Origin of the sequence: Pediococcus ethanolidurans (assembly GCF_001437405.1) — a bacterium.
GTDB lineage: Bacteria > Bacillota > Bacilli > Lactobacillales > Lactobacillaceae > Pediococcus > Pediococcus ethanolidurans.
Genome location: NZ_JQBY01000020.1, coordinates 1 through 23446 on the forward strand (window position 1 = coordinate 1; position 23446 = coordinate 23446).

At 37.0% G+C, this 23446-nt stretch carries 20 protein-coding genes and 1 riboswitch; of the genes, 10 read left to right on the plus strand and 10 right to left on the minus strand.

Annotated elements, in window-relative coordinates:
- Nucleotides 1–470: 470 nt before the first annotated feature.
- Complete coding sequence (gene nhaC / locus IV87_RS08390; RefSeq protein WP_143053191.1) at nucleotides 471–1883, plus strand: Na+/H+ antiporter NhaC; 1413 nt, start codon at nucleotides 471–473, stop codon at nucleotides 1881–1883.
- On the opposite strand, the gene IV87_RS08395 is transcribed toward nhaC, so the two are convergent.
- Together IV87_RS08395 and IV87_RS08400 are read right to left on the minus strand one after the other, a co-directional pair.
- Complete coding sequence (locus tag IV87_RS08395; protein WP_057807319.1) at nucleotides 1880–2881, minus strand: SGNH/GDSL hydrolase family protein; 1002 nt, start codon at nucleotides 2879–2881, stop codon at nucleotides 1880–1882. The genes nhaC and IV87_RS08395 overlap by 4 nt on opposite strands.
- Before the next feature lie 19 nt (nucleotides 2882–2900).
- Nucleotides 2901–3476: a DNA-3-methyladenine glycosylase I gene (locus tag IV87_RS08400; protein WP_057807321.1), complete on the minus strand. Its 576-nt coding sequence runs from the start codon at nucleotides 3474–3476 to the stop codon at nucleotides 2901–2903.
- Nucleotides 3477–3899: 423 nt separating this feature from the next.
- Here IV87_RS08400 and IV87_RS08405 point away from each other — a divergent pair, with 423 nt between their 5' ends.
- From IV87_RS08405 to IV87_RS08420, 4 genes are all read left to right on the plus strand, one after another.
- On the plus strand, nucleotides 3900–4967 hold the full coding sequence (locus IV87_RS08405) for a methionine ABC transporter ATP-binding protein (RefSeq protein WP_057807323.1): 1068 nt from the start codon (nucleotides 3900–3902) through the stop codon (nucleotides 4965–4967).
- Nucleotides 4967–5635: a methionine ABC transporter permease gene (locus IV87_RS08410; RefSeq protein ID WP_057807325.1), complete on the plus strand. Its 669-nt coding sequence runs from the start codon at nucleotides 4967–4969 to the stop codon at nucleotides 5633–5635. The genes IV87_RS08405 and IV87_RS08410 overlap by 1 nt, the downstream gene beginning before the upstream one ends.
- 108 nt (nucleotides 5636–5743) lie before the next feature.
- On the plus strand, nucleotides 5744–6595 hold the full coding sequence (locus IV87_RS08415; protein ID WP_057807327.1) for a MetQ/NlpA family ABC transporter substrate-binding protein: 852 nt from the start codon (nucleotides 5744–5746) through the stop codon (nucleotides 6593–6595).
- 107 nt (nucleotides 6596–6702) lie between these two features.
- Complete coding sequence (locus IV87_RS08420; protein ID WP_057807329.1) at nucleotides 6703–7176, plus strand: S-ribosylhomocysteine lyase; 474 nt, start codon at nucleotides 6703–6705, stop codon at nucleotides 7174–7176.
- Nucleotides 7177–7248: 72 nt separating this feature from the next.
- Here the strand turns inward: IV87_RS08420 and IV87_RS08425 are convergent, their stop codons facing one another.
- On the minus strand, nucleotides 7249–8574 hold the full coding sequence (locus IV87_RS08425) for a nucleobase:cation symporter-2 family protein (RefSeq protein WP_258390199.1): 1326 nt from the start codon (nucleotides 8572–8574) through the stop codon (nucleotides 7249–7251).
- A gap of 141 nt (nucleotides 8575–8715) precedes the next feature.
- A riboswitch (purine riboswitch) is annotated at nucleotides 8716–8814 on the minus strand.
- Nucleotides 8815–8932: 118 nt separating this feature from the next.
- Nucleotides 8933–10225: an aminotransferase class III-fold pyridoxal phosphate-dependent enzyme gene (locus IV87_RS08430; protein ID WP_057807332.1), complete on the minus strand. Its 1293-nt coding sequence runs from the start codon at nucleotides 10223–10225 to the stop codon at nucleotides 8933–8935.
- Nucleotides 10226–10328: 103 nt separating this feature from the next.
- On the opposite strand from IV87_RS08430, the gene IV87_RS08435 reads away from it, so the two are divergent.
- The 3 genes from IV87_RS08435 (at nucleotide 10329) to addA (ending at nucleotide 18359) form a co-directional block, all read left to right on the plus strand.
- Nucleotides 10329–10937: an NAD(P)H-binding protein gene (locus IV87_RS08435; protein WP_057807334.1), complete on the plus strand. Its 609-nt coding sequence runs from the start codon at nucleotides 10329–10331 to the stop codon at nucleotides 10935–10937.
- Between the two features lie 74 nt (nucleotides 10938–11011).
- The gene (locus IV87_RS08440; RefSeq protein ID WP_057807336.1) at nucleotides 11012–14599 is read left to right on the plus strand and encodes a PD-(D/E)XK nuclease family protein; all 3588 of its coding nucleotides are present in this window, start codon (nucleotides 11012–11014) and stop codon (nucleotides 14597–14599) included.
- Nucleotides 14586–18359: a helicase-exonuclease AddAB subunit AddA gene (gene addA, locus IV87_RS08445; RefSeq protein ID WP_057807337.1), complete on the plus strand. Its 3774-nt coding sequence runs from the start codon at nucleotides 14586–14588 to the stop codon at nucleotides 18357–18359. Before IV87_RS08440 ends, addA begins: the two co-directional genes overlap by 14 nt.
- A gap of 1 nt (nucleotide 18360) precedes the next feature.
- Here the strand turns inward: addA and IV87_RS08450 are convergent, their stop codons facing one another.
- Nucleotides 18361–18885 (minus strand): GNAT family N-acetyltransferase, encoded by a 525-nt coding sequence (locus IV87_RS08450; RefSeq protein WP_057807339.1) that lies wholly within the window; start codon nucleotides 18883–18885, stop codon nucleotides 18361–18363.
- A 172-nt stretch (nucleotides 18886–19057) separates the two neighbouring features.
- Nucleotides 19058–20536: a DHA2 family efflux MFS transporter permease subunit gene (locus IV87_RS08455; protein ID WP_057807341.1), complete on the minus strand. Its 1479-nt coding sequence runs from the start codon at nucleotides 20534–20536 to the stop codon at nucleotides 19058–19060.
- Between the two features lie 128 nt (nucleotides 20537–20664).
- Between IV87_RS08455 and IV87_RS08460 the strand changes: the two genes are divergently transcribed.
- Nucleotides 20665–21276, plus strand: a complete 612-nt coding sequence (locus tag IV87_RS08460) for a TetR/AcrR family transcriptional regulator (protein ID WP_057807342.1) — start codon at nucleotides 20665–20667, stop codon at nucleotides 21274–21276.
- A gap of 89 nt (nucleotides 21277–21365) precedes the next feature.
- Here IV87_RS08460 and IV87_RS08465 read toward each other — a convergent pair whose 3' ends face one another.
- A complete protein-coding gene (locus IV87_RS08465) occupies nucleotides 21366–21578 on the minus strand; it encodes a CsbD family protein (protein ID WP_057807344.1) in 213 nt (70 codons plus the stop codon).
- A 159-nt stretch (nucleotides 21579–21737) separates the two neighbouring features.
- Between IV87_RS08465 and IV87_RS08470 the strand changes: the two genes are divergently transcribed.
- On the plus strand, nucleotides 21738–22382 hold the full coding sequence (locus IV87_RS08470) for an NAD(P)H-binding protein (protein WP_057807346.1): 645 nt from the start codon (nucleotides 21738–21740) through the stop codon (nucleotides 22380–22382).
- A 55-nt stretch (nucleotides 22383–22437) separates the two neighbouring features.
- Here the strand turns inward: IV87_RS08470 and IV87_RS11310 are convergent, their stop codons facing one another.
- The 3 genes from IV87_RS11310 to IV87_RS08480 are packed head-to-tail and all read right to left on the minus strand — an operon-like array spanning nucleotide 22438 to nucleotide 23380.
- A complete protein-coding gene (locus IV87_RS11310; RefSeq protein ID WP_258390198.1) occupies nucleotides 22438–22572 on the minus strand; it encodes a hypothetical protein in 135 nt (44 codons plus the stop codon).
- Between the two features lie 26 nt (nucleotides 22573–22598).
- Complete coding sequence (locus IV87_RS08475; RefSeq protein ID WP_057807348.1) at nucleotides 22599–22832, minus strand: hypothetical protein; 234 nt, start codon at nucleotides 22830–22832, stop codon at nucleotides 22599–22601.
- Nucleotides 22833–22834: 2 nt separating this feature from the next.
- Nucleotides 22835–23380 carry a CvpA family protein gene (locus IV87_RS08480; protein WP_057807350.1) on the minus strand — a complete coding sequence of 182 codons (546 nt, stop codon included), beginning with the start codon at nucleotides 23378–23380 and terminating at the stop codon, nucleotides 22835–22837.
- Between the last annotated feature and the right edge of the window lie 66 nt (nucleotides 23381–23446).

Consider the following 23446-nt stretch of genomic DNA (forward strand, 5'->3'; position numbering starts at 1 on the left):
TACTTCGGACATTATCATTTGTGAATGACAATTCTCTAATTTATTTTTAATTTTTAGTTGACGCAGCTTTTTTTGCGTGGTAAGATTCATTCAACTTAATAATCAACGTTAACTTTCATACTAAGTAGCTAGTTATCTGGGTGTCAGAAAGTCGGTGGTTGCTGCGAACCGATCAGGATAATTTAGATGAAATACCATGAAACAGTTTCGATTGAACGGATAATAACTAGAGCCGTTACCATCTAGTGAGTGGAAAGCGTTTTTGTTTTGAACGTTTTCAATTTGGGTGGTACCACGGTTTTATCGTCCCTGTTGTATAAATTGCAGCAGGGTTTTTTTATTGTCTAAAGTTTGAAAGGAGCAATGTTATTATGGAAAACCGTACATGTGGAGGAATGCCTCGTTATTAGTCTTTACTTAGAAATTATTGTGTAATTTAAATTTTTAAGAAAACTAAAATGAGGTGCAATATGGAAAATAAAGTAAGTTTTAAAGAAGCAGTTATTGTGTTACTAGGAATGCTGGTCATTATGGGATTGGGAGTTATTAAATTTGGTTTGTCGCCCCAGGTTCCCGTTTTACTAGTTTTGGTCGTGGTCACGTTCTGGGCTCGCGCTCGTCATTTTGCTTGGTCAGATGTTGATAAAGGAATCAAGGAAGGTATTCAAACGGGAATTATTCCAATTTTTATTTTTATCTTAGTGGGTGCGCTAATTAGTACATGGATTGCGGCCGGAATTATTCCTTCAATGATGGTATTGGGATTCCATATGATTAGTGTCACTTGGTTTGTTCCTTCAGTATTTTTTGTTTGTGCATTGGTGGGAACTTCAATTGGATCGGCCTTTACCATTATTTCAACGATTGGAATTGCCTTTTTTGGAATGGGAATGACGATGGGAGTTAATCCAGCATTGGTTGCAGGTGCCATTATTTCAGGTGCTATTTTTGGTGATAAATCTTCCCCATTGTCGGATTCAACTAACCTGGCTTCCGCCGTTGTCGGAGTTGACTTGTTTGATCATATTAAGAATCTTATGTGGTCAACAATTCCAGCCTTTTTAGGTTCATTAATTCTTTACGCTATTCTTGGGTTTCATGCGACTTCTTCGGCTAACCTCGGAAAAATTAATCAAACGGTTGCCATTTTACAAAGTCATTTTAGTGTTAATTTTTGGGCCATTATTCCGATTGCGTTAATGTTTTTCTGTGCTTGGAAGAAAATTCCGGCCATTCCAACTTTATTTATTAACATCGTTGTTTCTGTTTTAATGGTCTTTATTGAACAACCTCAAACACAAGTCAGCAAAATTGCCACGATTATTGAAAGTGGTTTTGTATCTAAAACCGGCAATGCCAGTGTAGATGCTTTACTAACGCGTGGTGGAATTAGCAGTATGATGGGTACTGTTTCATTGATCGTACTTACTTTGTCGCTAGGCGGCCTCTTAATGAAGTTTGGCTTAATTCAGGCCGTTATGACTCCGTTGACAAAACGTCTAAATTCGGATGGAAAGATGGTAACGGCCACAATTCTCTCTGGGATTAGTGTTAATATTTTTATCGGTGAACAATACTTATCAGTTATCCTGCCAGGAAAAGCTTTTAAGAAAGCATACAATCAAACAGGTTTAGCCAATCTTGCCTTAAGCCGTGTATTAGAAGATGGCGGGACAGTTATTAACTACTTAATTCCTTGGGGAGTTGCGGGAGCTTTTGCTGCCAATACGTTGGGTGTTTCAACGTTGCATTTCTTACCATTCGTCTTCTTTAGCATTTTATCGCCAATATTCTCAATTCTTAGTGGATTTACTGGAATTGGGTTGAAACATACGGTAAATGAAAAAAAGACAGAAACCAAAGAAGAATTGGTCTCTGACTAAACTGTAAAATAGGGTTTTCCATAGTGTTGAATGAGAACTTGAGTGAGTCGCTGTGCAATGACCTCAGAACCATGTAAATCAGGATGAACACCATCTGTATAGGTGATTGGCCAATCCCTTGTTTCAATTAGGAAAAAGAGCTTAGAAAAACGGGTAGCCAGTTCTTGCAGTTCGGTAGCAAAGCTTTGATTAAAAGGAATCAAGGCATTCAGTGCGGCATTTGGAAACAGTTGATGGATCTCGTTGAAAAAATTCAAAAACTGTTCTTGAACAAGATTACCGTCAAAACGACGATCATTAGTGCCGATATTAATGATTACTTGGTCAGGTTTATACTGGGGTGCTTTGGTTTCAAAGTCGATATATTTTACAAAGCGAGGAGCTGCAGGAACGCCACCTGTTCCATAGCGAAGTAAGCCCGCTGCGCTATAGGCAATTCTAATATCTTGTGCGTTAAGTTTACGGGCAGTTTGCGCCGCATAATTCTGTTCAGCAGCGTATCCGGAAGAAGGAATTCGTTTTTTAACCCAACAACCGGCAGTAATTGAATCTCCTATAAAGGCAATTGTTTTTCCAGCTGGTTTAACAGCAATGATCTTTCCGGAAGTAGGCACCGAAATATCATTGATGGCTAAGCCTTGCTGATGCAACCAAACCTCATCTGCGTCTGAATTACCGGCAAAGGTAATTCGGACTAGATGCGGTTTTTTTGTTTCAAATTGAAGTTCATCAGGTACTTCATCGACCTTCAATCGAAGCTCGGATTGATCATCAATAAAAATGGCAATTTCTGGTTGAAATCTAGCATTGGGGATGGTGCTTAGAAACTTTAGGTTTAGATGATCAGTACTTTTTGTCATTAGTAACAGTGCAGCCCCTAAGTTAGTGGTGTACATCACATTTTGATTTGCAATTACCTTTGAAACCCAGCGTCCCATAAAATAAACACCAGAAAAAAGGCCATTCGCACTTGTTTCAACGTATTTTGCTTGTGCCATAGCTAAACAACTCCTTGTCTTAGCCGGGATTATCCATGCAACTAATTTCGTGATCGTTTACAAGCCCAATCGCCTGCATAAATGAATAAGTGATTGTCGGTCCCATAAATTTAAACCCATGTTTTTTTAAATCTTTGGCTATTTTTTCGGATAAAGGTGTTTTTGAATGAATTTCTGCTGGAATTCGAATATGATTATTTACCTGACGATCGTTTACAAATTGCCAAATATAATGATCAAAGCTACCGAATTCTTTTTGAATTTCAAGAAACGCCTTAGCATTAAGGACGGTATCCTGAATTTTTAGTCGATTACGAATAATACTGGAATCTTGAAGTAAACGGTCTGTGTCCGCACTAGTCATAGCCGCTACTTTATGAAGATCAAAGTTGGCAAAAGCTTTCTGAAAAGCAGGGCGTTTTTTTAAAACAAGTTCCCAATTTAAACCGGCCTGAAAAATTTCTAAACTCATCATTTCAAAAATGTATTGATCGTCATGGGCAGGTTGGCACCATTCATTTTTATGATAAGCGCGAATTTCTGGACCACCATTTTTTGCCCAGGTACAAATGAAATCATCTAATGTTTGTTGCATGCTTGTTACCTCCGCTGGTTGCCAATAAAATTTAAATAGGGCAACATAATTAACTTTATTATATCGCATTTTGTAAGTAAGCTTGACTTATTAAAATTTGATGATAAAATGAATTCAATTATTAAATAGTGATGCGGAGAAGAGAAGAGTAAATCCAGCAATTGTTTAGAGAATTCCGGTTGGTGAAAAGGAATCAGTTGTAGGGATTGAAGATGAGCTCTGAGCTAATGTTTAAGGTGCAAGCTTTAAACACGTGAGGATACGATATAATCCCAGATATGCATTTGTAAAAATACGTATCGTTGAGGTGCTGTTTGTAAAAGGAGCACGAATATGGGTGGTAACACGAAGTTTTCGTCCCTAGTCTTTTAATTAAGACATGGGGCGGAAACTTTTTTTATTTACTTCAAAGAGGGTGATTGAATGACTGAAAATATTATTGATTTAAAAAAAATAACGGTTGAGTTTAAAGATGGTGAGAACCAAGTTCAAGCCGTTAAAAATGTGGATTTACAAGTTGAAAAGGGTGATATTTACGGCATTGTTGGTTATTCAGGCGCTGGAAAAAGTACTTTGGTACGTGTGATTAATCTTTTGCAGAAACCGACTGCGGGTGAAGTTCATATTAATAAACAAGATTTATTGCAGTTGAAACCAGTTGAATTACGGCAGGCACGAACGAAAATCGGCATGATTTTTCAACACTTCAATTTAATGAAATCACGAACCATTTTAGGAAATGTCGAATATCCGTTATTAAAAACAAAGTTATCTAAAAGCGAGCGCACAAAACGTGCAACAGAATTATTGAAATTAGTTGGTTTGGAACAGCGCAAAAATGATTATCCGCGTCAACTTTCTGGCGGTCAAAAACAACGAGTGGCAATTGCGAGGGCGTTAGCGAATAATCCTGATATTTTAATCAGTGATGAAGCTACCAGCGCGTTAGATCCTAAAACAACCTTGTCAATTTTGAATTTATTGAAACAACTCAATGAGACTTTAGGATTAACAATTGTCTTAATTACACATGAGATGCAAGCAGTTAAAGAAATTTGTAACCATGTAGCTGTTATGCAAAAGGGTGAAATAGTTGAACGTGGTGACATTGAAGAGATCTTTTCAACGCCTAAAAAGAAACTAACGCAAGAATTTATCAATATTGCGACAAATGTGGGTCCTGCTGTTGAAAAAGTTACAGAAAACCCGAGCTTCCAGCAACTTACACAGAAGCAACAGTTGGTTCAATTGAACTTCATTGGTCAGTCTACAGAACAACCAATTATTTCAACCTTAGCAAAGCAATTTGACGTTGATGGCAACATTTTGTTTGCAAATGTTGAACAGCTTCATGAAGAAACATTAGGGTTTATGATTTTAGTTTTAACCGGTGAAAATCAAAATATTACAAAAGCCATTCAATTCTTAAAAGATAATCAAGTTCGGGTGAAGTTGCTAAATAAAGTAGATAAAAAAGAGGTGCAAGCTTAATGGCAAGTTGGTTTCCAAATGTAATTCACATGCAATCTGAATTTGCACAAGCAACGTGGGAAACTGTTTATATGACCTTAGTTTCCGCCATTATTGCTGGTGTACTGGGATTAGCAACAGGAATCTTTTTAATTGCAAGTCAACCAGGTGGCATTTTAGAAGATAGTTTCATATATGGGTTGTTAGACAAGATAGTGAACTTATTGCGTTCGATCCCGTTCATTATTCTATTGGCAGTTATTGCCCCGTTTACGCGTTATTTGGTAGGAACGACAATCGGGACAACGGCTGCCTTAGTACCGTTAATCATTGGAATCTTTCCGTTTTACGCTAGACAAATTCAGAATGCTTTGACTGAGATTGATCCGGGGGTGATTGAGGCGGCACAGGCTTCTGGTTCAAGTCCAACAGAAATTATTTTTCGTGTTTATTTGCGCGAAGGCTTACCTGATATTATTCGCGCATCAATTTTGACAATTATTAGTTTAATTGGCCTCACAACGATGGCTGGTGCAATTGGATCCGGTGGTTTAGGCGATATTGCCATCAGTATTGGCTATGCCCGCTTTGAAAATGATGTGACCATTGTGGCAATGTTAATTATCTTAATTATGGTATTTATTGTTCAGTTTGCCGGTGATTGGTTGGCTAAACGTTTAGAGCATTAAAAGAGGTGAACTTAAGTGAAGTTTAGAGATAGTGTTGGCGGGTTAGCACGAATGTGGCTTGAAGTTGTACTCAAAATATGACATTAAAAAGAGCAAGGGGAGTTAGACATGAAAAAAAGTGTTTGGTGGGTTTTAGGTGTTATCGTTGTTTTAGTCGTTGCAGTTTTAGGTGTTCATCAGTTAAGTCATTCGGCTAAGGCAAAAACAACAACAATTACAGTTGGTTCAATGGGGTCAGATTATGATATCTGGAAACACATTGCAAAAAGTAATGATGCTAAAGAAGCGGGTCTAAAGATAAAGGTTCAGCAAGTCACTGATGGTGTCCAGCTGAATAACGGCACAGCGCAAGGTAACATTGATGTTAATGCGTTTCAATCTTATTCATACTATGAAGCGTATAACAAACAACATCCAAAACAACAATTATCCGCTTTAGGCACAACATACTTGGAACCAATGGGAATTTATTCTAAGAAATATAAAAAAGTTTCACAAATTCCTGATGGCGCTACAATCGCGATTGCAAATAATCCTGCCAACACTGCTCGTGATTTATTGTTGTTGCAATCAGCAGGTTTAATTAAACTAAAGGCTAATTTTAGTGCATTGGGTAATGTAAGCGACATTAAAAGCAATCCAAAGAATTTAAAATTTAAAGAAATTGATGATACAACGGGTCCGCGGGTTTTGAAAGATGTTGATGCTGTTTTAATTTCCAATACGGTTGCGTTAGAAGGACATTTACACGTTTTGACAGATTCAATTTTCCACGAAAAAATTGATCAAAGTACACGTTCAAATATTAATATACTGGCAACAGCAAAAAAGAATGCCCATAATGCTAAATACAAAAAGTTAGTCAAGCTTTATCACAAAAAGGACATTCAACGTTACATCAAAGATAAATACTACGGAACAAAAATTGAAGTTCAAAAACCGATTGCGTATTTGAAATAAAGTAGTTAATTTAATAAAGCGTTTTAAAAGTTATTAGACAACGGCTTGAAAAATATAATTTTCGGATGCAGAATAGACAGTGTAAATATGAAAGGGAGTCAATAATTATGGCAAAAGTTGAAAGTTTCACATTGGATCACACAAAGGTTAAAGCACCATATGTTCGTTTAATTACAGTTGAGAGCGGTGCAAAGGGCGATAAGATTTCAAACTTTGATTTACGTTTAGTTCAACCTAATCAAAATGCAATTCCTACTGCAGGATTACATACCATCGAACATTTATTAGCAGGCTTATTGCGTGACCGTTTAGATGGTGTCATTGATTGTTCACCATTTGGATGCCGAACAGGCTTTCATTTGATTACTTGGGGCGAGCATTCCACTGAAGAGGTTGCAAAGGCCTTGAAGGGTTCATTGGAAGACATCGCTGATAAGATTGAATGGAAAGATGTTCAAGGAACTGACAAGTATAGTTGTGGAAACTATCGTGATCATTCATTGTTCTCAGCTAAAGAATGGTCAAAGGCTATTCTTGAAAAGGGAATCAGTAGTGACCCATTCAAGCGTCAGGTTGTTTAATTTAAAAGTGTAAATTAAAAACACTAGCAACAGGAAAAATTCTGTTACTAGTGTTTTTAGTTTGCTCAATTTTTAATGAGTTTTTTGAACTTCAGATTTTGTTTCACCATGCATACCATTGAAGAATAGATTTAAGACCACAGCGACAATGCTGGCAACTACAATTCCGTTGGTGAGCAGCATGCGAGCGGCTGTTGGCAGAAATTGGAAAATTTGTGGATAAACTGTGACGCCAAGCCCTATACCGATTGAAAGTGATGTGATCAAAATATTTTTGTCTTCAGAAAAGTTTACTTGTTGAAGGATTTTAACTCCTTGTGCACCAACAATACCAAACATGACGATCATCGCACCACCTAAAACAGGATCTGGAATAATGGTGGCTACTGCGCCAGCCTTAGGAAGTAAACCAAGTAAAATTAAGAAAAATGCGGAATAATAAATGGGTTTGCGTGTTTTGACACCAGAAAGCTGTAAAACACCTACATTCTCAGAAAAAGTTGAGTAAGGGAATGTGTTAAATAGGCCACCAAGCATGGCAGCAATTCCTTCAGCACGATACCCACGTTTTAAATCATCTTGTTCAATTTTTTTACCGGTTAAATCACCTAAAGCGAAGAAAACGCCAGTAGATTCAATCATAGTGGTTAAAGAAACCATAATCATGGTAATAATTGCCGAACCGTGAAAGGTTGGTGTTCCGAAGTAAAAAGGTTGTGGTAAGTGAAACCAGCTGGCTTGTGCAACGGGACTAAGTGAGACCATGCCCATGGCACCTGCTAACAGTGTTCCGGCCAGAATACCAATAAGAATAGCAATTGAGTGCATGAAGCCTTTACCCCAGATATTGACGGCAACAATAATGATGACCGTTACAAAACCAACAATTAAGTTCTGCGGATTACCAAATGACTTTGCAGAAACTGTCCCACCGCCGAGATTTTGAAAGGCAACTGGAATTAAAGTAAACCCAATAATTGTAATGAGTGAGCCAGTGACAACCGGTGGAAAGAGATTTTTAATTTTTGAAAACAAGCCACCAATGAGGAAAACGAATAAACCTGCACACATAATGGCACCGTACATGGCACCGATTCCTAAGGTACCACCAATGTTTTGCAGTGGTTGAACGGCTTGAACCGCACAGCCAAGTACAACAGGGAGACCAATTCCGGTTAAAGCGGTCTTCTTTAGTTGTAGAAGCGTAGCAATCCCACACATGAAAATATCAATAGAGACTAAATAGGTCATTTGAGCAGCGTTAAAATGCAGATAACCACCGATTAGTAACGGTACTAAAACATCTCCAGAGTACATGGCTAAGAGGTGTTGTAAACCTAATAGGGCAGCTTTTGGTTGTGAGATAGTTTGTCTTGGTTGCGCATGTGTTGCTTCAATAGACTTCAATGTAATTCTCCCTTTTCTGTCACTTAACGATGTATTAATGAAGAATATGAAAGTAAAACAGGTCACAACATTGCTGTTGTGGCCTGCATAAGTCAGTCGTCTATTGTTTAAGATAAATCAAATAACCATCTATCTAAAACACTATTCGCCCATAGTCCAACATTTAAGGTGTCGGGTAGAAACTTATCAACCATATTATGACATTATACAGGTAAGTGCTATTAAATTCTGTGAGGTTAAGCTTAGCACATCATGTTTTAATTAACAACAGAGAAAATTGCGAGTAGCACCGATGAAGGCTAAGTCGTCAGCTTAAATGAACTTCATTTAACAATATCATTAAGTTAAATTAAGCTAATTCACGTAAACCGTTGCGTAAAATAGTGACACCGTTTTTGATTTCTTCTTCTGTGATAACCAGTGGTGGTTGGAATCTTAAAATGTGATTCATGGTTGAGATAATAATTAGACCATGTTCAAAACAATATTCACTGAGCGCAGTCACAAGGCTAGCTTGATCAGTACCGAAGTCAATACCACCGTTTAGGCCAATCATGCGAACTGCTTTAATAACTGGAAATTCTTGTTGCAAAGTTGTAAATTGTGATTTGGCAAATTTTCCCAGCTTTTCAGAACGTTCAACTAAATTTAAATTCTGAACTTCATCCAAAGTTGCTAAACTGGCTGCGCAACAAATTGGATTAGCGGCAGTGGTTGTTGCATTTGCAGGTGAGGCTAAAGCATTCATAATGGAGGCCTTTCCGATTACTGCTGAAAGTGGCATACCAGAAGCCAAGGATTTGCCAACGGCCATCAGATCGGGTTCTAAATTAAAATGATCAATGGACCACATTTTCCCGCTTCTACCAAATCCCTGATTAATTTCATCGGTACAAAAAAGAATACCATTTTCATGACAAAGCTTATATAATCCCTGCATATAGGCATCAGGTGGTTTGATAATGCCAGCATCACCTTGGATGGGTTCAATTAAAATGGCTGCAATTTGATCTGCTGGAATATCATGTTGAAATAAATCTTTTAAGTCGTTCAGATACCGCTGCGAAAATGCCTTTAGTGTTTCAGTTGGAAATCTTTTTTGTGGATCTGGAAAGGGTAGATGATGAATGTCTGGCACTAAGGGACCAATGTCTTTGTGCATGTTAGCATCAATGGCCGAAAGACTTGCAGCTCCTAAAGTGGTTCCGTGCCACGAATTTTGAAAAGTTAAAATAACGGAACGTTTGGTGTAGCTTCTGGCAAACTTGATAATGCCTTCTGCCGCTTCTGAACCAGAGGTACTAAACGAAACTTTTTTGGGTGAGTTTCCAGGTGCTAACAGTGCTAATCGTTTAGCTAATTGAATAGCGGGTTCATGATAAAAATAACCAGAAATATAATGAACCAGTTGGTTGGCCTGCTTTTGAATGGCAGCCACTACACAAGGATTACCATGGCCGATATTTACAGACGAAGCACTGGCCAAAAAATCAAGATAGCGATTGCCATCAACATCCCACACCGTTGCATCCTGAGCATGATCAACAACTAAATCAAATTTTGAAACCCGTCCAGCAGGAGCGACGTATTGATGATCCATTTCAATTAGGTGATGACGCTTTGAATTATTTTCAGAATTCACTTACAACACTTCCCATTGTCATTAATTTGAATTGATTATAGCACAGCAATTTTTGTTCGTTCGTTTTATAATGAAGTATCTACATATTTGAGGAGAAATAAACATGAAACATGTACTAGTAATGGGAATCAATAGTCAAATTGGACAAGCTTTTTTCAAACTATGTCAACAAGAAAAAAATGACCAACTTCAATTTAACTTCATTGAAGAAGAAAAAGATATTCCTGCTAATGAGCTTCAAAAAGTTCAAGGAATTGCATTACAAAACGCTCAGCAGCTGGCACCTTTATTGCAGAGAACTGACATTTTGGTTATCAATGTTACAGGTTGGGATATTGATTACATTCTTGATGCTGTCATGGATGCAATTGAAACTCATAATATTCAATTAGAAAAAATAGTTTTTCGTTCAGTAGCTGGTGTTAATGATGAATATCCACTTGAAGAAATTAAGGCTGTGACACATGATCAAGATGAGTTTATCAAACAACAACAGTATGCTGGCAAGTTGGTTGATGAATCAGAAATTCCCTACACGATTTTACGACCGACTAACATGCGCAATTCAGACCAGTTAAGTTACCAGTTGATTGAAGAAGGGAAAACAATGAAAGATGCCCAAGATGTTAGTGTCGATGCCATTGCACAAGTACTTTCCAAGGCAATTTCAGGTAATCAATTTAAAAATCAATCAATTGGAATTTGTGGTTGAAAGTCGTTTTAAAAACGTGGATAATAAAAATAAAAAGCGAACGTATGTGCGTATATTTTTGATAGGAGGGCTTTATGACTTTAAAATTCATTTTAGGTAAAGCAAGTCGAGATGGACGAAAACAACTAATTGATGAAGTAGACCAAGTTTTGCAAACAGATACTGCATCGCAAGCTTATTACATTGTGCCCAATCATATTAAGTTTCAGTCCGAATTAACTGTTTTAGATACTTTACGAAAACGCCATGGTAAAAATGAAGTTACCTATGCTCAAAGTCAGTTACAGGTATTTTCATTTTCACGTTTGGCTTGGTATTTTATGAAAAATGAACCAATCTATCAAGTGCCAAGATTGTCTCGTGCGGGCGTGGGGATGCTAGTTGATCGAATTATCTTGGAGCATCAAGACGAATTAACGGTTTTTAATGGTGAACAAACTCAAACGGGTTTTATTCAACAATTGGCAAGTCAATTTGATGAACTTCAAAAGGGACGAATTTCTGCCGAGGATTTTGAAACTATGACACAAGAGGTCAATGGCGATGAAACGTCAACAATTGACTTAACTGCTAAAATGCATGATTTATCGATTATTTACACTGCCTTTGAAGAAGAGATGTTGGGGAACTATGTGGATAATAATGCTTTAATGCGTGCCTTGTGTGAATTTTTAGATAAACAGGATTTAAGCCAAATGAGTTTTTTCTTTGATAGTTTTTCGTCTCTAAGTGCACAAGAGATGAAGCTAGTTCAAGTTTTAATTCAAAAGGCAAACAACGTTGTTTTTAGTCTGACTTTGGATCGTTCTTATGCAACTAAATTGCCAGAAAAAGAAAATTTGTTTTACGAGTCTGGTAAAACGTATTTTCAGTTATATCAGTTTGCCAAACAAAAAAAACAGCAGATTAAAACAGATACCTTTGCTACTGATTCACGAGTAACGACCGATTTAGAAAAGCTTGAGAATTTTTGGATAAAGGCTTCTAATATGGAACCAACAGAACCTGAGAATTTACAGAATTCGCGCAGCATTCAAATTATGCGTACGGATAGTCGCCAAACTGAGATTGAACAAATCGCGCGAAAAATTAGGCAAGCAGTATCCAATGATTCTAAAATTCACTACCATGATTTTCTTATTTTGACGCGCCATTTGGACACTTACGAAACAGTTTTGACACCGATTTTAAAAGAATACGAAATTCCTCATTTTACCGACTTACAAATTTCAATGAAGGATCATCCATTTGTTGAGCTGATTGAAGCACTATTTGCCGTTAAATCACACTACTATCGCTATCAAGATGTTATGCGACTTTTAAAAACGGAGTTACTGATTCCTAAAATTGATGAAAAACCAATGGCTATTCAGGCGTTTCGACAGGCAAAGGATTTAACTGAGAACCTGGTCTTAAAAAATGGCTATGAAGGTGGTAAGTGGCTACAAAAAGATGATTGGCAATATCTGCGTTTTAATTCCAGTGACTTTGGTGTACAAACTGATCGCGATATTGCAATCACGAAACAAGTAAATGTGATTCGCAATTACATTCGACAAACATTACCACCCTTTTTCAAAGCTTTGGATAACGCTAAAACAGGTAAAGAGGCCGTTACGCTTTTGTATCAGTTTCTTGTTAAACAAGGCGTGACAGATCAACTTAAAAATTGGCGGGATACGGCTGTCAATGCGGGTGATTTGGCAAAGGGAGCGCAGCCTGAACAAACTTGGCAAACATTTTGTGACATGTTAGATGAGTATGTTGCCATTCTGGGCGATCGTGAATTTACCCTTGATAACTTTATTTCACTGCTGAGTGCGGGATTTGAAGGAGCTTCATACTCATTGATCCCTTCTACTTTGGATCAAGTTATGGTGTCTGAAACAGGAATGACCCAGATGAATGACCGTAAATATACGTTTATTATTGGTGCCACTGACACAGCGATGCCAGAACGATTTAATGATCAGGGAATCTTGACGGATGATGATTGCGAAAACTTACAACCAGTGTTGACGGATGAGCAGTTTTTCTCTAGTAGCAATAATGATAAGGCTCATTTTGAGCGTTATCTAAATTACGTTGCCTTTTTATCAGGTTGCCAATCTGTAACCTTTTCTTATGCTAGCAATGATAGTAATGGGGGTGAGCAACAGTTGTCACCCTATATTCAAGAAATTCAAACTCATTTTCAAATTAAAGATCAATCATATTCAGATCGTCCTCAAGTAGATGAACCTTCTGCGGAAAAGTTTTTAGGTTCAAAACGCAGTACATTAACGCATTTGCTGCAAGTTAGCCGTGATAGTAAAAATATTCAAAAAATGGTTAAACCTGAGTGGCGTTATATTTATCAAACGCTAAAGCATGATTTACGGTTAGGCGATTTAACCAATCGTGTGTTTGCAAGTCTTACCTATCAAAATAAACCAGTGAAGTTGCAGCCAGAAATTGTGAGTGGCTTATACGGGGACACCATTAATACCTCAATTTCTAAACTAGAAGAATTTTATCAAAATGAATATGCTTATTTCTTGAAATATGGTTTGAAATTGCAGGAAAGAGATGTGTTTGAGCTTTCTCCGGCTAGCACGGGAGAGTATTTCCATATGGCACTGGATCACTTTGTAAAACTCGTTAGTGAAGATCATCTTGATATTGGGAAATTGTCAGATTCTGAATTAGAAAATCTCTTGAATGAAGTAGTTAAGCAGATTAAAACGGAACCTCAATTCGAGATTTTGAATAGTTCAAATCGAATGCATTATATCAATGAACAGTTGAATCAGACCATTAAGCAAATGTTAAAAATATTTATTTTACAGAGTGCTAGTTCAAAAATGCGTCCTATCAAAACAGAAGTTCTCTTTGGACAAGTAGGCTCAGAAATTGGGTTAAAGTCACTTGATTTTGAAGTGACACCTAGTCAAAAAGTTCGTGTTCGTGGAAAAATCGATCGAATTGATGAACTTAAATTAAGTTCAGAAAACGGTAAAACACAGCAATACTTTGGTATCGTGGATTACAAATCGAGTGTCCATGATTTTAATTTTCGTGATGTGTATTATGGTCTAGCAATGCAGATGCTGACCTATATTGATGCCTTAAAACAAAATATTTCATTGATCGATGAGCACGCAGTTTCACCATTGCTATCGGGTGCACTATATATGCATTTACAAAACCCTACGATTAATGTAAATAAGTTAAGTGAAGTAAACCCACAAGCTATTCAAAAAGAATTATTAAAGAAAACAAAATACAAAGGAATAGTGTTGAGCGACCCAGAGTTGCTTGATAGCTTGGATGTGCAATTAGATTCGGGTAGTTCGCTAATTTATCCCTTCAAAAAGACCAAGAATGGTAAATACTCTTCTTATGATAATCGAATCGTGACACAAGAAGATTTAGCACGATTAATTAAGCATGCTGAGAAAAAAATTGTGGAAGCAGCACAAAAAATATTTGCAGGTGAATTGAAGTTAAACCCTGCTCGTTGGCCAGATACACATACCGCTTTGCAGTATTCACCGTACAAAGAAATTATGCAGTTTGATGAGATGTTGCCTGAAAATAACTATCATAAATTAGCTAATTATACTGCTAAAGAAGTTCTAGAAATGTTAAAGGAAGAAGGTGACCAGCATGAGCAACACTAGTTTTACAGCAGACCAACAACAAGCAATTAGGCATGGTGGTCATAATGTTCTTGTCTCTGCTTCTGCAGGATCGGGAAAAACATCGGTATTAGTTCAACGTGTAATTGAAAAAATATTAAAAGGCACTGACGTTGATAAATTGTTAGTTGTGACGTTTACGGATGCAGCAGCCAAAGAAATGCGAGAACGTATTCAAAAAGCAATTAATGAACAAATTCGAGTGGAAACAAATGCTGATCAACGACTTCATTTGGTATCACAATTAACAAAGTTAAATACGGCTAATATTAGTACCATTCATGCTTTTTGTTTATCAATTATTAAACGGTATTATTATGTCATAAATTTGGATCCGGTTTTCCGAATTTTAACGGATGACACAGAAGGTATTTTACTTCGTGAAGAGGTCTGGAATGATTTACGTGAGACTCTTTATGAGAGTGATGGTGAGCTTTTTGCCCGGTTAACAACCAATTTTTCCAATGATCGTAGCGATGATGGCTTTACTGATTTGATGTTACGATTATATGATTTTTCCAACGCAACTTCTGATCCAGATGCTTGGTTGGCTAATTTACCGCTTAAATATCATGTTGAAAATGATTTAGATGATACTGAGTTTTATCAAAAACAAGTTTTACCTGTGGTTCGATCGGAATTAACTAACAGTTTAGAGGAAGCTAGAAGCTTACAAACACTCATTCAAGACGGTGCCGATAGTCTTGAAAAATTCCGACCAATTTTTGAAGCAGATATTAATCAAATTCAAGAAATTTTAAATAATGGACTTTCTGATTGGAATATTTTACGAGGTAAATTGCGTGGCCTAGAGTTCGGAAAGGTACTGGGTGGTAAACGAAATGACGAAGATGTAAAAAATTTCAAGAAACAGGTAAAAACGGTTCGCGGTGATTCTAAAAATAAAAATGGTTATAAAATTCGACTTCAAGAACTAACACAAAAATATTTTAGTTTAGATAAAGCACAAATGACGTCCGTTTTAAAACATTCTGAAACTTTAATTACGGAACTATGTAAAGTAACTGGTGCCTTTAAAGATGCTTATGCAAAAGAAAAGCGGCGGCGCCAAATTCTTGATTTTAGTGATTTAGAACATTTTGCTATGCAGATTTTGAATGGATCATCGTCTGAGTCAAAAAGTGCTAGAACAGCCTATCAACATCAATTCGAAGAAGTTATTGTCGATGAATACCAGGATATCAATCCACTTCAGGAGGCTATTTTAACTAGTGTAACCACTGAAGATCCTGGAAACATGTTTATGGTTGGAGACGTTAAACAATCAATTTATGCTTTTCGATTGGCCGATCCTCACTTGTTTATTAGTAAAGATCGTGCCTATCAAACAACAGATACAACGGGGGAACGCATTGTTTTGTCCAAAAACTTCCGTTCTGTTAAAAATGTGGATGATTTTACCAATTTGGTTTTCGAGCAATTAATGGATCAACAATTAGGCGAAATTCCATACGATGAAACTGCAAAATTAGCTTACGGGGCAACCTATTATCCAGAAACGGCTTCTAAGTCTACAGAAGTGTTAATTTATGATGATGAAAGTACTGAAGCATCTAATAATGCAGATGAGGAGATACCTAGCAGTTTTGAAATCGACGATAAGTCACGTGGGCAAGTAGCAGTTGCCGGTCGACGAATTAAACAATTGATAGAAGCAAAAACGTTAATTTATGATCGTGACACCAAAAAAGAGCGTTCCCTAACTTATGGGGATATTGTTTTACTAACCCCCACGAGAAAAAATAATCTTACTATTGTGGCGTTATTTAAACGAATGGGAATCCCAGTTGTGGTAAATGATGCTCAAAATTATTTTCAAACGACAGAAATTGCTATTATGATGTCACTACTCAAAATTATCGATAACCCTTATCAAGATATTCCGTTGGTAGCAGTTCTACGCTCACCGATTGTTGGATTAGATGAAAATGAATTGGCCTTTTTGCGAATTAATAATCGAACGGGTGATTATTATCAAGCTGTAGTTGACTTCCATAAACGTTTTGATGTGGCTAACAGTAGTGAGTTTCAAGTTCAGGTTTTCAAAAAAATTGATCACTTCCTAGAACAACTGATGCATTTTCAGAATATCGCTAATCAAAATCAACTGGCTACTTTAATTTGGACGATTTATGAAGAAACGGGCTTTCTAGATTATGTTGGTGGAATGCCTGCTGGGCAGCAACGTCAGGCTAATTTAAATGCTTTGTATGATCGTGCTAGAAGCTATGAACAAAGCAGTTTTAAAGGCTTGTTTCAGTTTGTGCGCTTTATTGAACGTATGCAAAAACGAAGTAAAGATTTGGCCGAGGTTCCAGTTAACAGCGATGAGGCTGCTGTACAAGTCATGACAATTCATGGTAGCAAAGGACTTGAGTTTCCTGTCGTTGTGTTGATGGATGCCTCTCACAAATTTAATACTGATTCAATTAAGGGTAAGTACATTCTGGATTCCAAAGAGGGGATTGGAATCACCTATTTGGATCCACAAACACGCTTGCAAATTGACACGCCACAAAAGTTAGCAATTATTGATCACGTTAAACGCAATAGTTTGGCCGAAGAAATGCGTCAGCTTTATGTGGCGTTAACGCGTGCACAGCAAAGACTGATTATTGTTGGATCCTGTGATTCGCAAGAACGGTTATTAAAAAAATGGCAAACTGCTTGGCGTAGCGATCAGTTGTTACTGACGGAAGCCACCCGATTAGATACTAATAATTTTCTGGATTGGATTGGAGAGGCGTTGATTCGCCATCCACGTTTTAAACAAACGGATGACTCTCAATCCAGTTTAGCGATTTTGAATGGAGATCCAACTCAATTTGAAGTTCATTTTCAAACTAAAGAAGAGCTTCAAAATATGGCCGTTATACAGCCGGATGGTGAGAAAAAAGATTGGTGGCAAGAATTTCAAAAGGCAACGCGTGACTTGGATGTTACCAGTTTGAATACTCACCAAATTGATCAAGTATTGAACTTCAAATATCCTCATCAGGTTGCGACAGAAACAACGGCGTATCAGTCTGTTTCGGAAGTTAAACGTTTGTTTGATGATCCAGATAGTCTTGAAATGACGCAATCCACTGTTGAGCAAGATCAAAAATTGAAGGTACAAAATCGTTATGTTTCAAATGAGCTGGCAACGCCTAAGTTTTTACAGACAACTGTAAAACCAAAACCAACAGAAATTGGAACGGCGACGCATTTGATTTTGCAAGAAATCCCACTGAATGAGAAACCAACCGAGGAAAGTGTTCAAAGTCTAATCAATGAATTAGTCAGCAATAAAGTACTTGCTCCAGAGGTCGCTAATTTAATTAATGTTCAGAATATTCTTCGGTTTTTTGATTCGGATTTAGGTAAATTAATGTTAACATCTCCAGATTCTGTTCATCGTGAAGTGCCATTTTCACTATTAATGCCGGCAAAGCAGCTATTTACTGGATTTAAGGATTTTTCGAATTCAGAAGAGACTCAGATTTTGATTCATGGAATTATTGATGGGTACGTGATTGTTGATGATCGGGCAATCTTGTTTGACTATAAAACGGATTATGTAAAACCTGGAAGTACAAAAAATGGGGTTCAAAATATCATTAATCGGTATGCAGGGCAACTTAACCTGTATGCGGCGGCATTAACTGATATTTTGAAACACCCAGTAAAAGAACGTTATTTATATTTACTTTCAATTGGTGAACTCGTTGAAGTTCAATAAATTAACTTAAGAAGAATTGATAGGCTAACCGAACTTCATTTGGATCTTTATCCATAAGAACTTTACCACAATAGACAAAGCCACTTTTGGTAATTAGGTGTTGCATTAATTTATTGTCGGGGTGCGTGTCAATGCGAACCTGTTGATAGCCAAGTTGATTAGACAGTGTGAACAGACCAGAAATCATCTTTTCAGAAAGGTGTTGTCCACGGAAATCGGGTGACATTGCGATACGATGAATCGCGGTATATTTTGCATTAGCTGGTCCTTGCCAGTTGCCACCGGTAATTACATCATAATTTGCATCATGATTAGCGAGAGCTGCCGTTCCTGCAATTTGTCCGTTTACGATTAAAACATAATTAATTTGGTTTTTAACATCGGTTTCAAGATCACTTTGAGCAGGATAACCATCTTGCCATTGATCTATACCTTGAGCTTTTAAGAAGTCTTTTGCCGAATCAATGATTTTTGAAACGGCAGGAATATTTTGAACAGTTGCTTTGCGTAAATAAGAGACAGTCAATAAAGCCACTTCCTTAGTATTTTTAAAAATCAATTTTAGCGCAATTTGTTTAGTCTGTCATTAGAAAGTAATTTAAAATGACCTACTCTCTAAAACTGAAGTTCAGTTTTTAGATGGTAGGTCATTTTAGTTTTGTTAAATTAAATGTACTCAGAAATTACAAACTAAAAATCTATTTAGAAGATTTTATTTTATTTGAAAGAAAAATAGTTGGTAACACAATTATCACAGCAGCAATAGAAATGATCAAAAACCCATATTGAAAAGCTTCAAGTCTGATATTAACCAAGTGTTGACGTGTAAATGCTTGCAGATGATCTGAAGCAACGGTGTAATGACCACTCGCAAGTCGATCTTGAAAGATTTTAACATGTGATGTTGAGTAGGCCGTGACCATAGTGGTAATTAAGGCAGAACCAAATGCACTACCAATATTTTGAATAATGCGGGCACCAATTGTGGCTGCAGGTACTTGATCGGATTGCATATCTGTGTAAGAATCAGCCATTAATGGCATCAAGATTCCCCCGGCACCAATTCCACGTATAAGTAAAACAAGGGCAATTAACCAATAAGAAGTATTTTGATTAATCCAGAAGAACGGTAAGGTGCCAATAAAGGTGATCAGCACACTTGCCAACACGACATATTTAGCACCAATACTATCTGTTAACCTCCCAGTTAAAGGTCGTGAAATTAGCATACCGACTCCTTGCGGTACCAATGCTAAAGCTGCCATGATAACACTCATACCACGAACATTTTGAAAGAATAAAGGTAATAGCAACATGGCACCATTGAGAACAGTTCCGGCAATGAAAAGACCAACAACAGATCCATCAAAAGAATGAAATGCAAACAGTTTGATGGGCAAGACAGCCTTATCACGTCGAAAGAATGCCCAAATGATGTAGAGGCCCATTGCAATCAAGCCGATGACAAGAAAAGTAACGGTTGTTTGATTAGTAAAATTGGCGGCGTGGGCAGCTTTGACAACCCCATAAATAATGCTACTAGTTGAAGCAATTAAAAGAAAAATACCAATGAAATCCATTTTTGCAGCTTTATTCTGAGCGGGATAATTAGGCATTTTCCAAATAATTAAGGCGATCGAAATTAAAGTCACTGGCACATTGATCCAAAAAATCCAGTGCCAGGATAAAAACTTAAGAATAATACCGCCAATGACAGGGCCAAATAATGGTCCCAAAATCATCGGAAGATCAACTGTAGCCATCATTTGTCCCATTACAGCAGCACCAGTGGTTTGAACGAGGAGAGTTGTGAGCAATGGCATGATCAGGCCACCCGCAAATCCTTGAATTAAACGGGCTCCAATCAAAAATTGAATGTTGGGCGAAAGTGCAGATAGAACTGAACCAATTCCAAACAAAATCTCGCCAGTCATAAAAATGTATTTGCCATCAAACTTATTTAATAACCAACTCGAAAATGGTACGGCGACACCGGTTGCTAATAAGTAACAGGTTATTGTCCATTGAACAGTTGTTACCGAACTATTAAAACTTTTGACTAAGTTGTTGATGGCAATGTTCATCATCGTTGAATCTAAAAGTGGCGCCATGGCACCAAAAACAACCACCCAGGCGATTACTAAAACAGAATTGGGAATTTTGTTTTGTGTTTGCATTTTGTTTATCTCCTTCTTAATAAGAAACCAATAGTATCTTATACGCATAACTGGTATAATACACCTAGAAATAAAAATGTCAATAAGAAACTTTTGGTATCTTATTATCTTTGAAGGAGATCGTGTTGATGACACAAAAACGACGTCGTGGAACGGAGCTAGAAGAGGCTATTTATCAAGCAACTAGAGAAATATTAGACAAGGAAGGGTTACCGGCCTTAACTTTTCCCAAGGTAGCGGAAATGGCTGAAACTAGCAAACCAGTTATCTATCGGCGATGGCATTCCCCTTTTGCACTCGCAATTGCAGCAATTCAGGATAAGATTAAATTAGAAAATAATGGACGTACAGACGAAATCAAGTTTACCGGTAATTCACTCCGGGATGACTTATTACAGGTCATGCAGCGATTTATAGTTAGTATGAATACCTTTGGAAAATCATATATGAGTGTCTTTTTTAGTGGCATGAGCGAACAGGAAAATGAAGCCATGCAAAAAATGATTATGGAAAGTGCCAGAATTGATGTTAGTGCGATTGATCGTGTACTTGAACGTGCGCAAAAACGGAATGAACTCTCTGTGATCAATGTGACTAACGATTTAAAGTTACTGCCATTTGAGTGGCTTCGTTATCATTTGTTCTTAAATAAAAAAGTGGATAATAAAAAACTGACTATGTTGGTTGATGATGTTTTGATTCCCAGTTATCAACATGTGTTTCAAAATAGATTGAAGTAAATATCAAAAAACGTGACACCAGAAAATCAATAAATTGATTATTCTAGCATCACGTTTATTTAAGTCAGTCAACGATGTTTGTTACTGGGCTATTTTTTGTGTTTGCGGTCGAGAACCTTGTTAATCTCATCAGCCGCTTTGTCTTTTAAGTCGGCTGCTTTATCTTTAAGCTTGCCCTTTTCCTTTTGTGCTTTACCTTTTAATTCTTTGGAGTCGTCATTAGTAGCTTTTCCAGTTGTTTCTTTAGCTTTACCAGCAACCTTGTCTTTTAATGCATCAAACTTATCATTAGTTTTTGACATTTTGGCACCTCCTTATCGTTTATATAAACATTATCTTAAATTGTGAGGGACGGGTCAACAAGTTTGCTTATAAATGATTTAGCAAGTGAAGTGCAAATAGTTGAATGTTAAACTGTAAGTATTATAATTACAGTTGAAATCAAGAAAGGGGTTTTATAAATGAGTAAGGTTATTATTTTGGGGGCAGCGGGCCATATTGCTCGTCTAGCAGCAAAGCAGTTAATTAAAGAAACAGACGATCAACTGACATTATTTGTGCGTCATCCAAAGAAATTAACAGATGTGGATAAGAGTCGTGAAACGGTTGTGACTGGTGATGTCAATAATGAAACAGAGTTAGCAGATGCGCTTAAAGGGCAGGATTTGGTTTACGCAAATCTGGGTCCAGATGATACTGATAAGATGATTCCGCATATTGTAAATGCGATGCATAAAACTGGATTGAAAAGACTAATATGGATTTCAACTTTGGGTGTGTTTGATGAAGTTCCTGGTAAGTTCGGTGATTGGAATAAACAAATGTTAAATCCAAGCGGTTATTTACCAACGCAATCAAAGGCGGCTAGAGAGATTGAAGCCTCTGATTTGGATTACACAATTATTCGACCTAACTGGTTAACTAATCACGATGAAGTAGATTATGAAGTTACTGGGCGTCATGATGCTATGAAAGGTACCGAAGTTTCTCGTAAATCAGTAGCAGATTATGTTGTGAAACTGATTCAAAATCCTCAAAAAGATGTCCGAACTTCAACTGGTTTAAATAAACCTAACACAGATGGAGACAAACCAAGTTTCTATTAAAAAAAGCTGTCACAAAACTCATCATTTTGTGGCAGTTTTTATGTTTAAAAGTAGTTTATAAGTTTTTGGGTGTTTTCATTAGAAACAAACGATAGCCGATAAATAAGATACCGCCGACTGATCCAATGGCAAATAGAGAAAAAATAAAGCGACAAATTGCTAACGTTAGTATCATAAGTGGTTCTTTCATTTTGTATCCCCCCAGATAGTTTAAGCTTATAGTGTTACAGTTGTGAAATCGTGATTACTGGAATCGTAAGTGTGCTGATAAAGTAATTCATCATGTTTTTCAAAAAAGACATTTTGATCATTGGCATCAAGATAAAAAAACGAACTGTTATCACCATTTTTGAAGAGAATACCTGGCTTGGGGGTAGTGACTTCAGTTAATGAGGCAGTAGGTGTTGCCAAATGAGAAGCAATATATTTTTTGATTATTCGATAGTTCATGGTTAGTTTTCCTCGTTTGAAATAGTATTGGTGTTGGTTGTTTCGTTAGTGTTTAAAATATATTTACTTAAAATATCTGATGAAATACCAGGTGTTTTTTTGATTATAAATTGAGCAACTTGTGAATCTGAAAGTTGTGCTTGATAAGCATCATTAGGTAAAAATTGACTAACAATCAAGAGAATGAAGATTACAAAGTAAGCAATGACGATACTTACAATACCACCTGCTAGGCCGTTTACCTGCTTAATAACTGGAATCCAGGTAATTAAACGTGACCAATGTGCAATAAGCCGAACTATAAGCCAGCCAATAACCATCAAAATCATGAAGGATATAGAACTCATGATGGCTAGGCTGCTCGTGGTACTTTGTCCACTGTTAAAGGTTGCTGAGAGAAATTCAGCAACTGGTTTACAAAAGATTTTAGCAAAAAGAAATACAGCAAAGTAACCGATTGTGTAAAGTAGCTCGATTACAAATCCTTTGTGAAGTCCACTTGTGAATTTCCATAATAATATGGCAATAATGACAATCGAGAGAAACATCACGCAACCTCCTTATAAATTGAATACTCTGAATTTACCATATTTTTGAGAAGATTGCTTGATCAC

What these genes read in the sequence shown, in the direction of transcription:
- nhaC (WP_143053191.1), top strand. Translation starts at nt 471, where the DNA reads ATGGAAAATAAAGTAAGTTTTAAAGAAGCAGTTATTGTGTTACTAGGA.
- IV87_RS08395 (WP_057807319.1), bottom strand. Translation starts at nt 2,881, where the DNA reads ATGGCACAAGCAAAATACGTTGAAACAAGTGCGAATGGCCTTTTTTCT.
- IV87_RS08400 (WP_057807321.1), bottom strand. Translation starts at nt 3,476, where the DNA reads ATGCAACAAACATTAGATGATTTCATTTGTACCTGGGCAAAAAATGGT.
- IV87_RS08405 (WP_057807323.1), top strand. Translation starts at nt 3,900, where the DNA reads ATGACTGAAAATATTATTGATTTAAAAAAAATAACGGTTGAGTTTAAA.
- IV87_RS08410 (WP_057807325.1), top strand. Translation starts at nt 4,967, where the DNA reads ATGGCAAGTTGGTTTCCAAATGTAATTCACATGCAATCTGAATTTGCA.
- IV87_RS08415 (WP_057807327.1), top strand. Translation starts at nt 5,744, where the DNA reads ATGAAAAAAAGTGTTTGGTGGGTTTTAGGTGTTATCGTTGTTTTAGTC.
- IV87_RS08420 (WP_057807329.1), top strand. Translation starts at nt 6,703, where the DNA reads ATGGCAAAAGTTGAAAGTTTCACATTGGATCACACAAAGGTTAAAGCA.
- IV87_RS08435 (WP_057807334.1), top strand. Translation starts at nt 10,329, where the DNA reads ATGAAACATGTACTAGTAATGGGAATCAATAGTCAAATTGGACAAGCT.
- IV87_RS08440 (WP_057807336.1), top strand. Translation starts at nt 11,012, where the DNA reads ATGACTTTAAAATTCATTTTAGGTAAAGCAAGTCGAGATGGACGAAAA.
- addA (WP_057807337.1), top strand. Translation starts at nt 14,586, where the DNA reads ATGAGCAACACTAGTTTTACAGCAGACCAACAACAAGCAATTAGGCAT.
- IV87_RS08455 (WP_057807341.1), bottom strand. Translation starts at nt 20,536, where the DNA reads ATGCAAACACAAAACAAAATTCCCAATTCTGTTTTAGTAATCGCCTGG.
- IV87_RS08460 (WP_057807342.1), top strand. Translation starts at nt 20,665, where the DNA reads ATGACACAAAAACGACGTCGTGGAACGGAGCTAGAAGAGGCTATTTAT.
- IV87_RS08465 (WP_057807344.1), bottom strand. Translation starts at nt 21,578, where the DNA reads ATGTCAAAAACTAATGATAAGTTTGATGCATTAAAAGACAAGGTTGCT.
- IV87_RS08470 (WP_057807346.1), top strand. Translation starts at nt 21,738, where the DNA reads ATGAGTAAGGTTATTATTTTGGGGGCAGCGGGCCATATTGCTCGTCTA.
- IV87_RS11310 (WP_258390198.1), bottom strand. Translation starts at nt 22,572, where the DNA reads ATGAAAGAACCACTTATGATACTAACGTTAGCAATTTGTCGCTTTATT.
- IV87_RS08475 (WP_057807348.1), bottom strand. Translation starts at nt 22,832, where the DNA reads ATGAACTATCGAATAATCAAAAAATATATTGCTTCTCATTTGGCAACA.
- IV87_RS08480 (WP_057807350.1), bottom strand. Translation starts at nt 23,380, where the DNA reads ATGTTTCTCTCGATTGTCATTATTGCCATATTATTATGGAAATTCACA.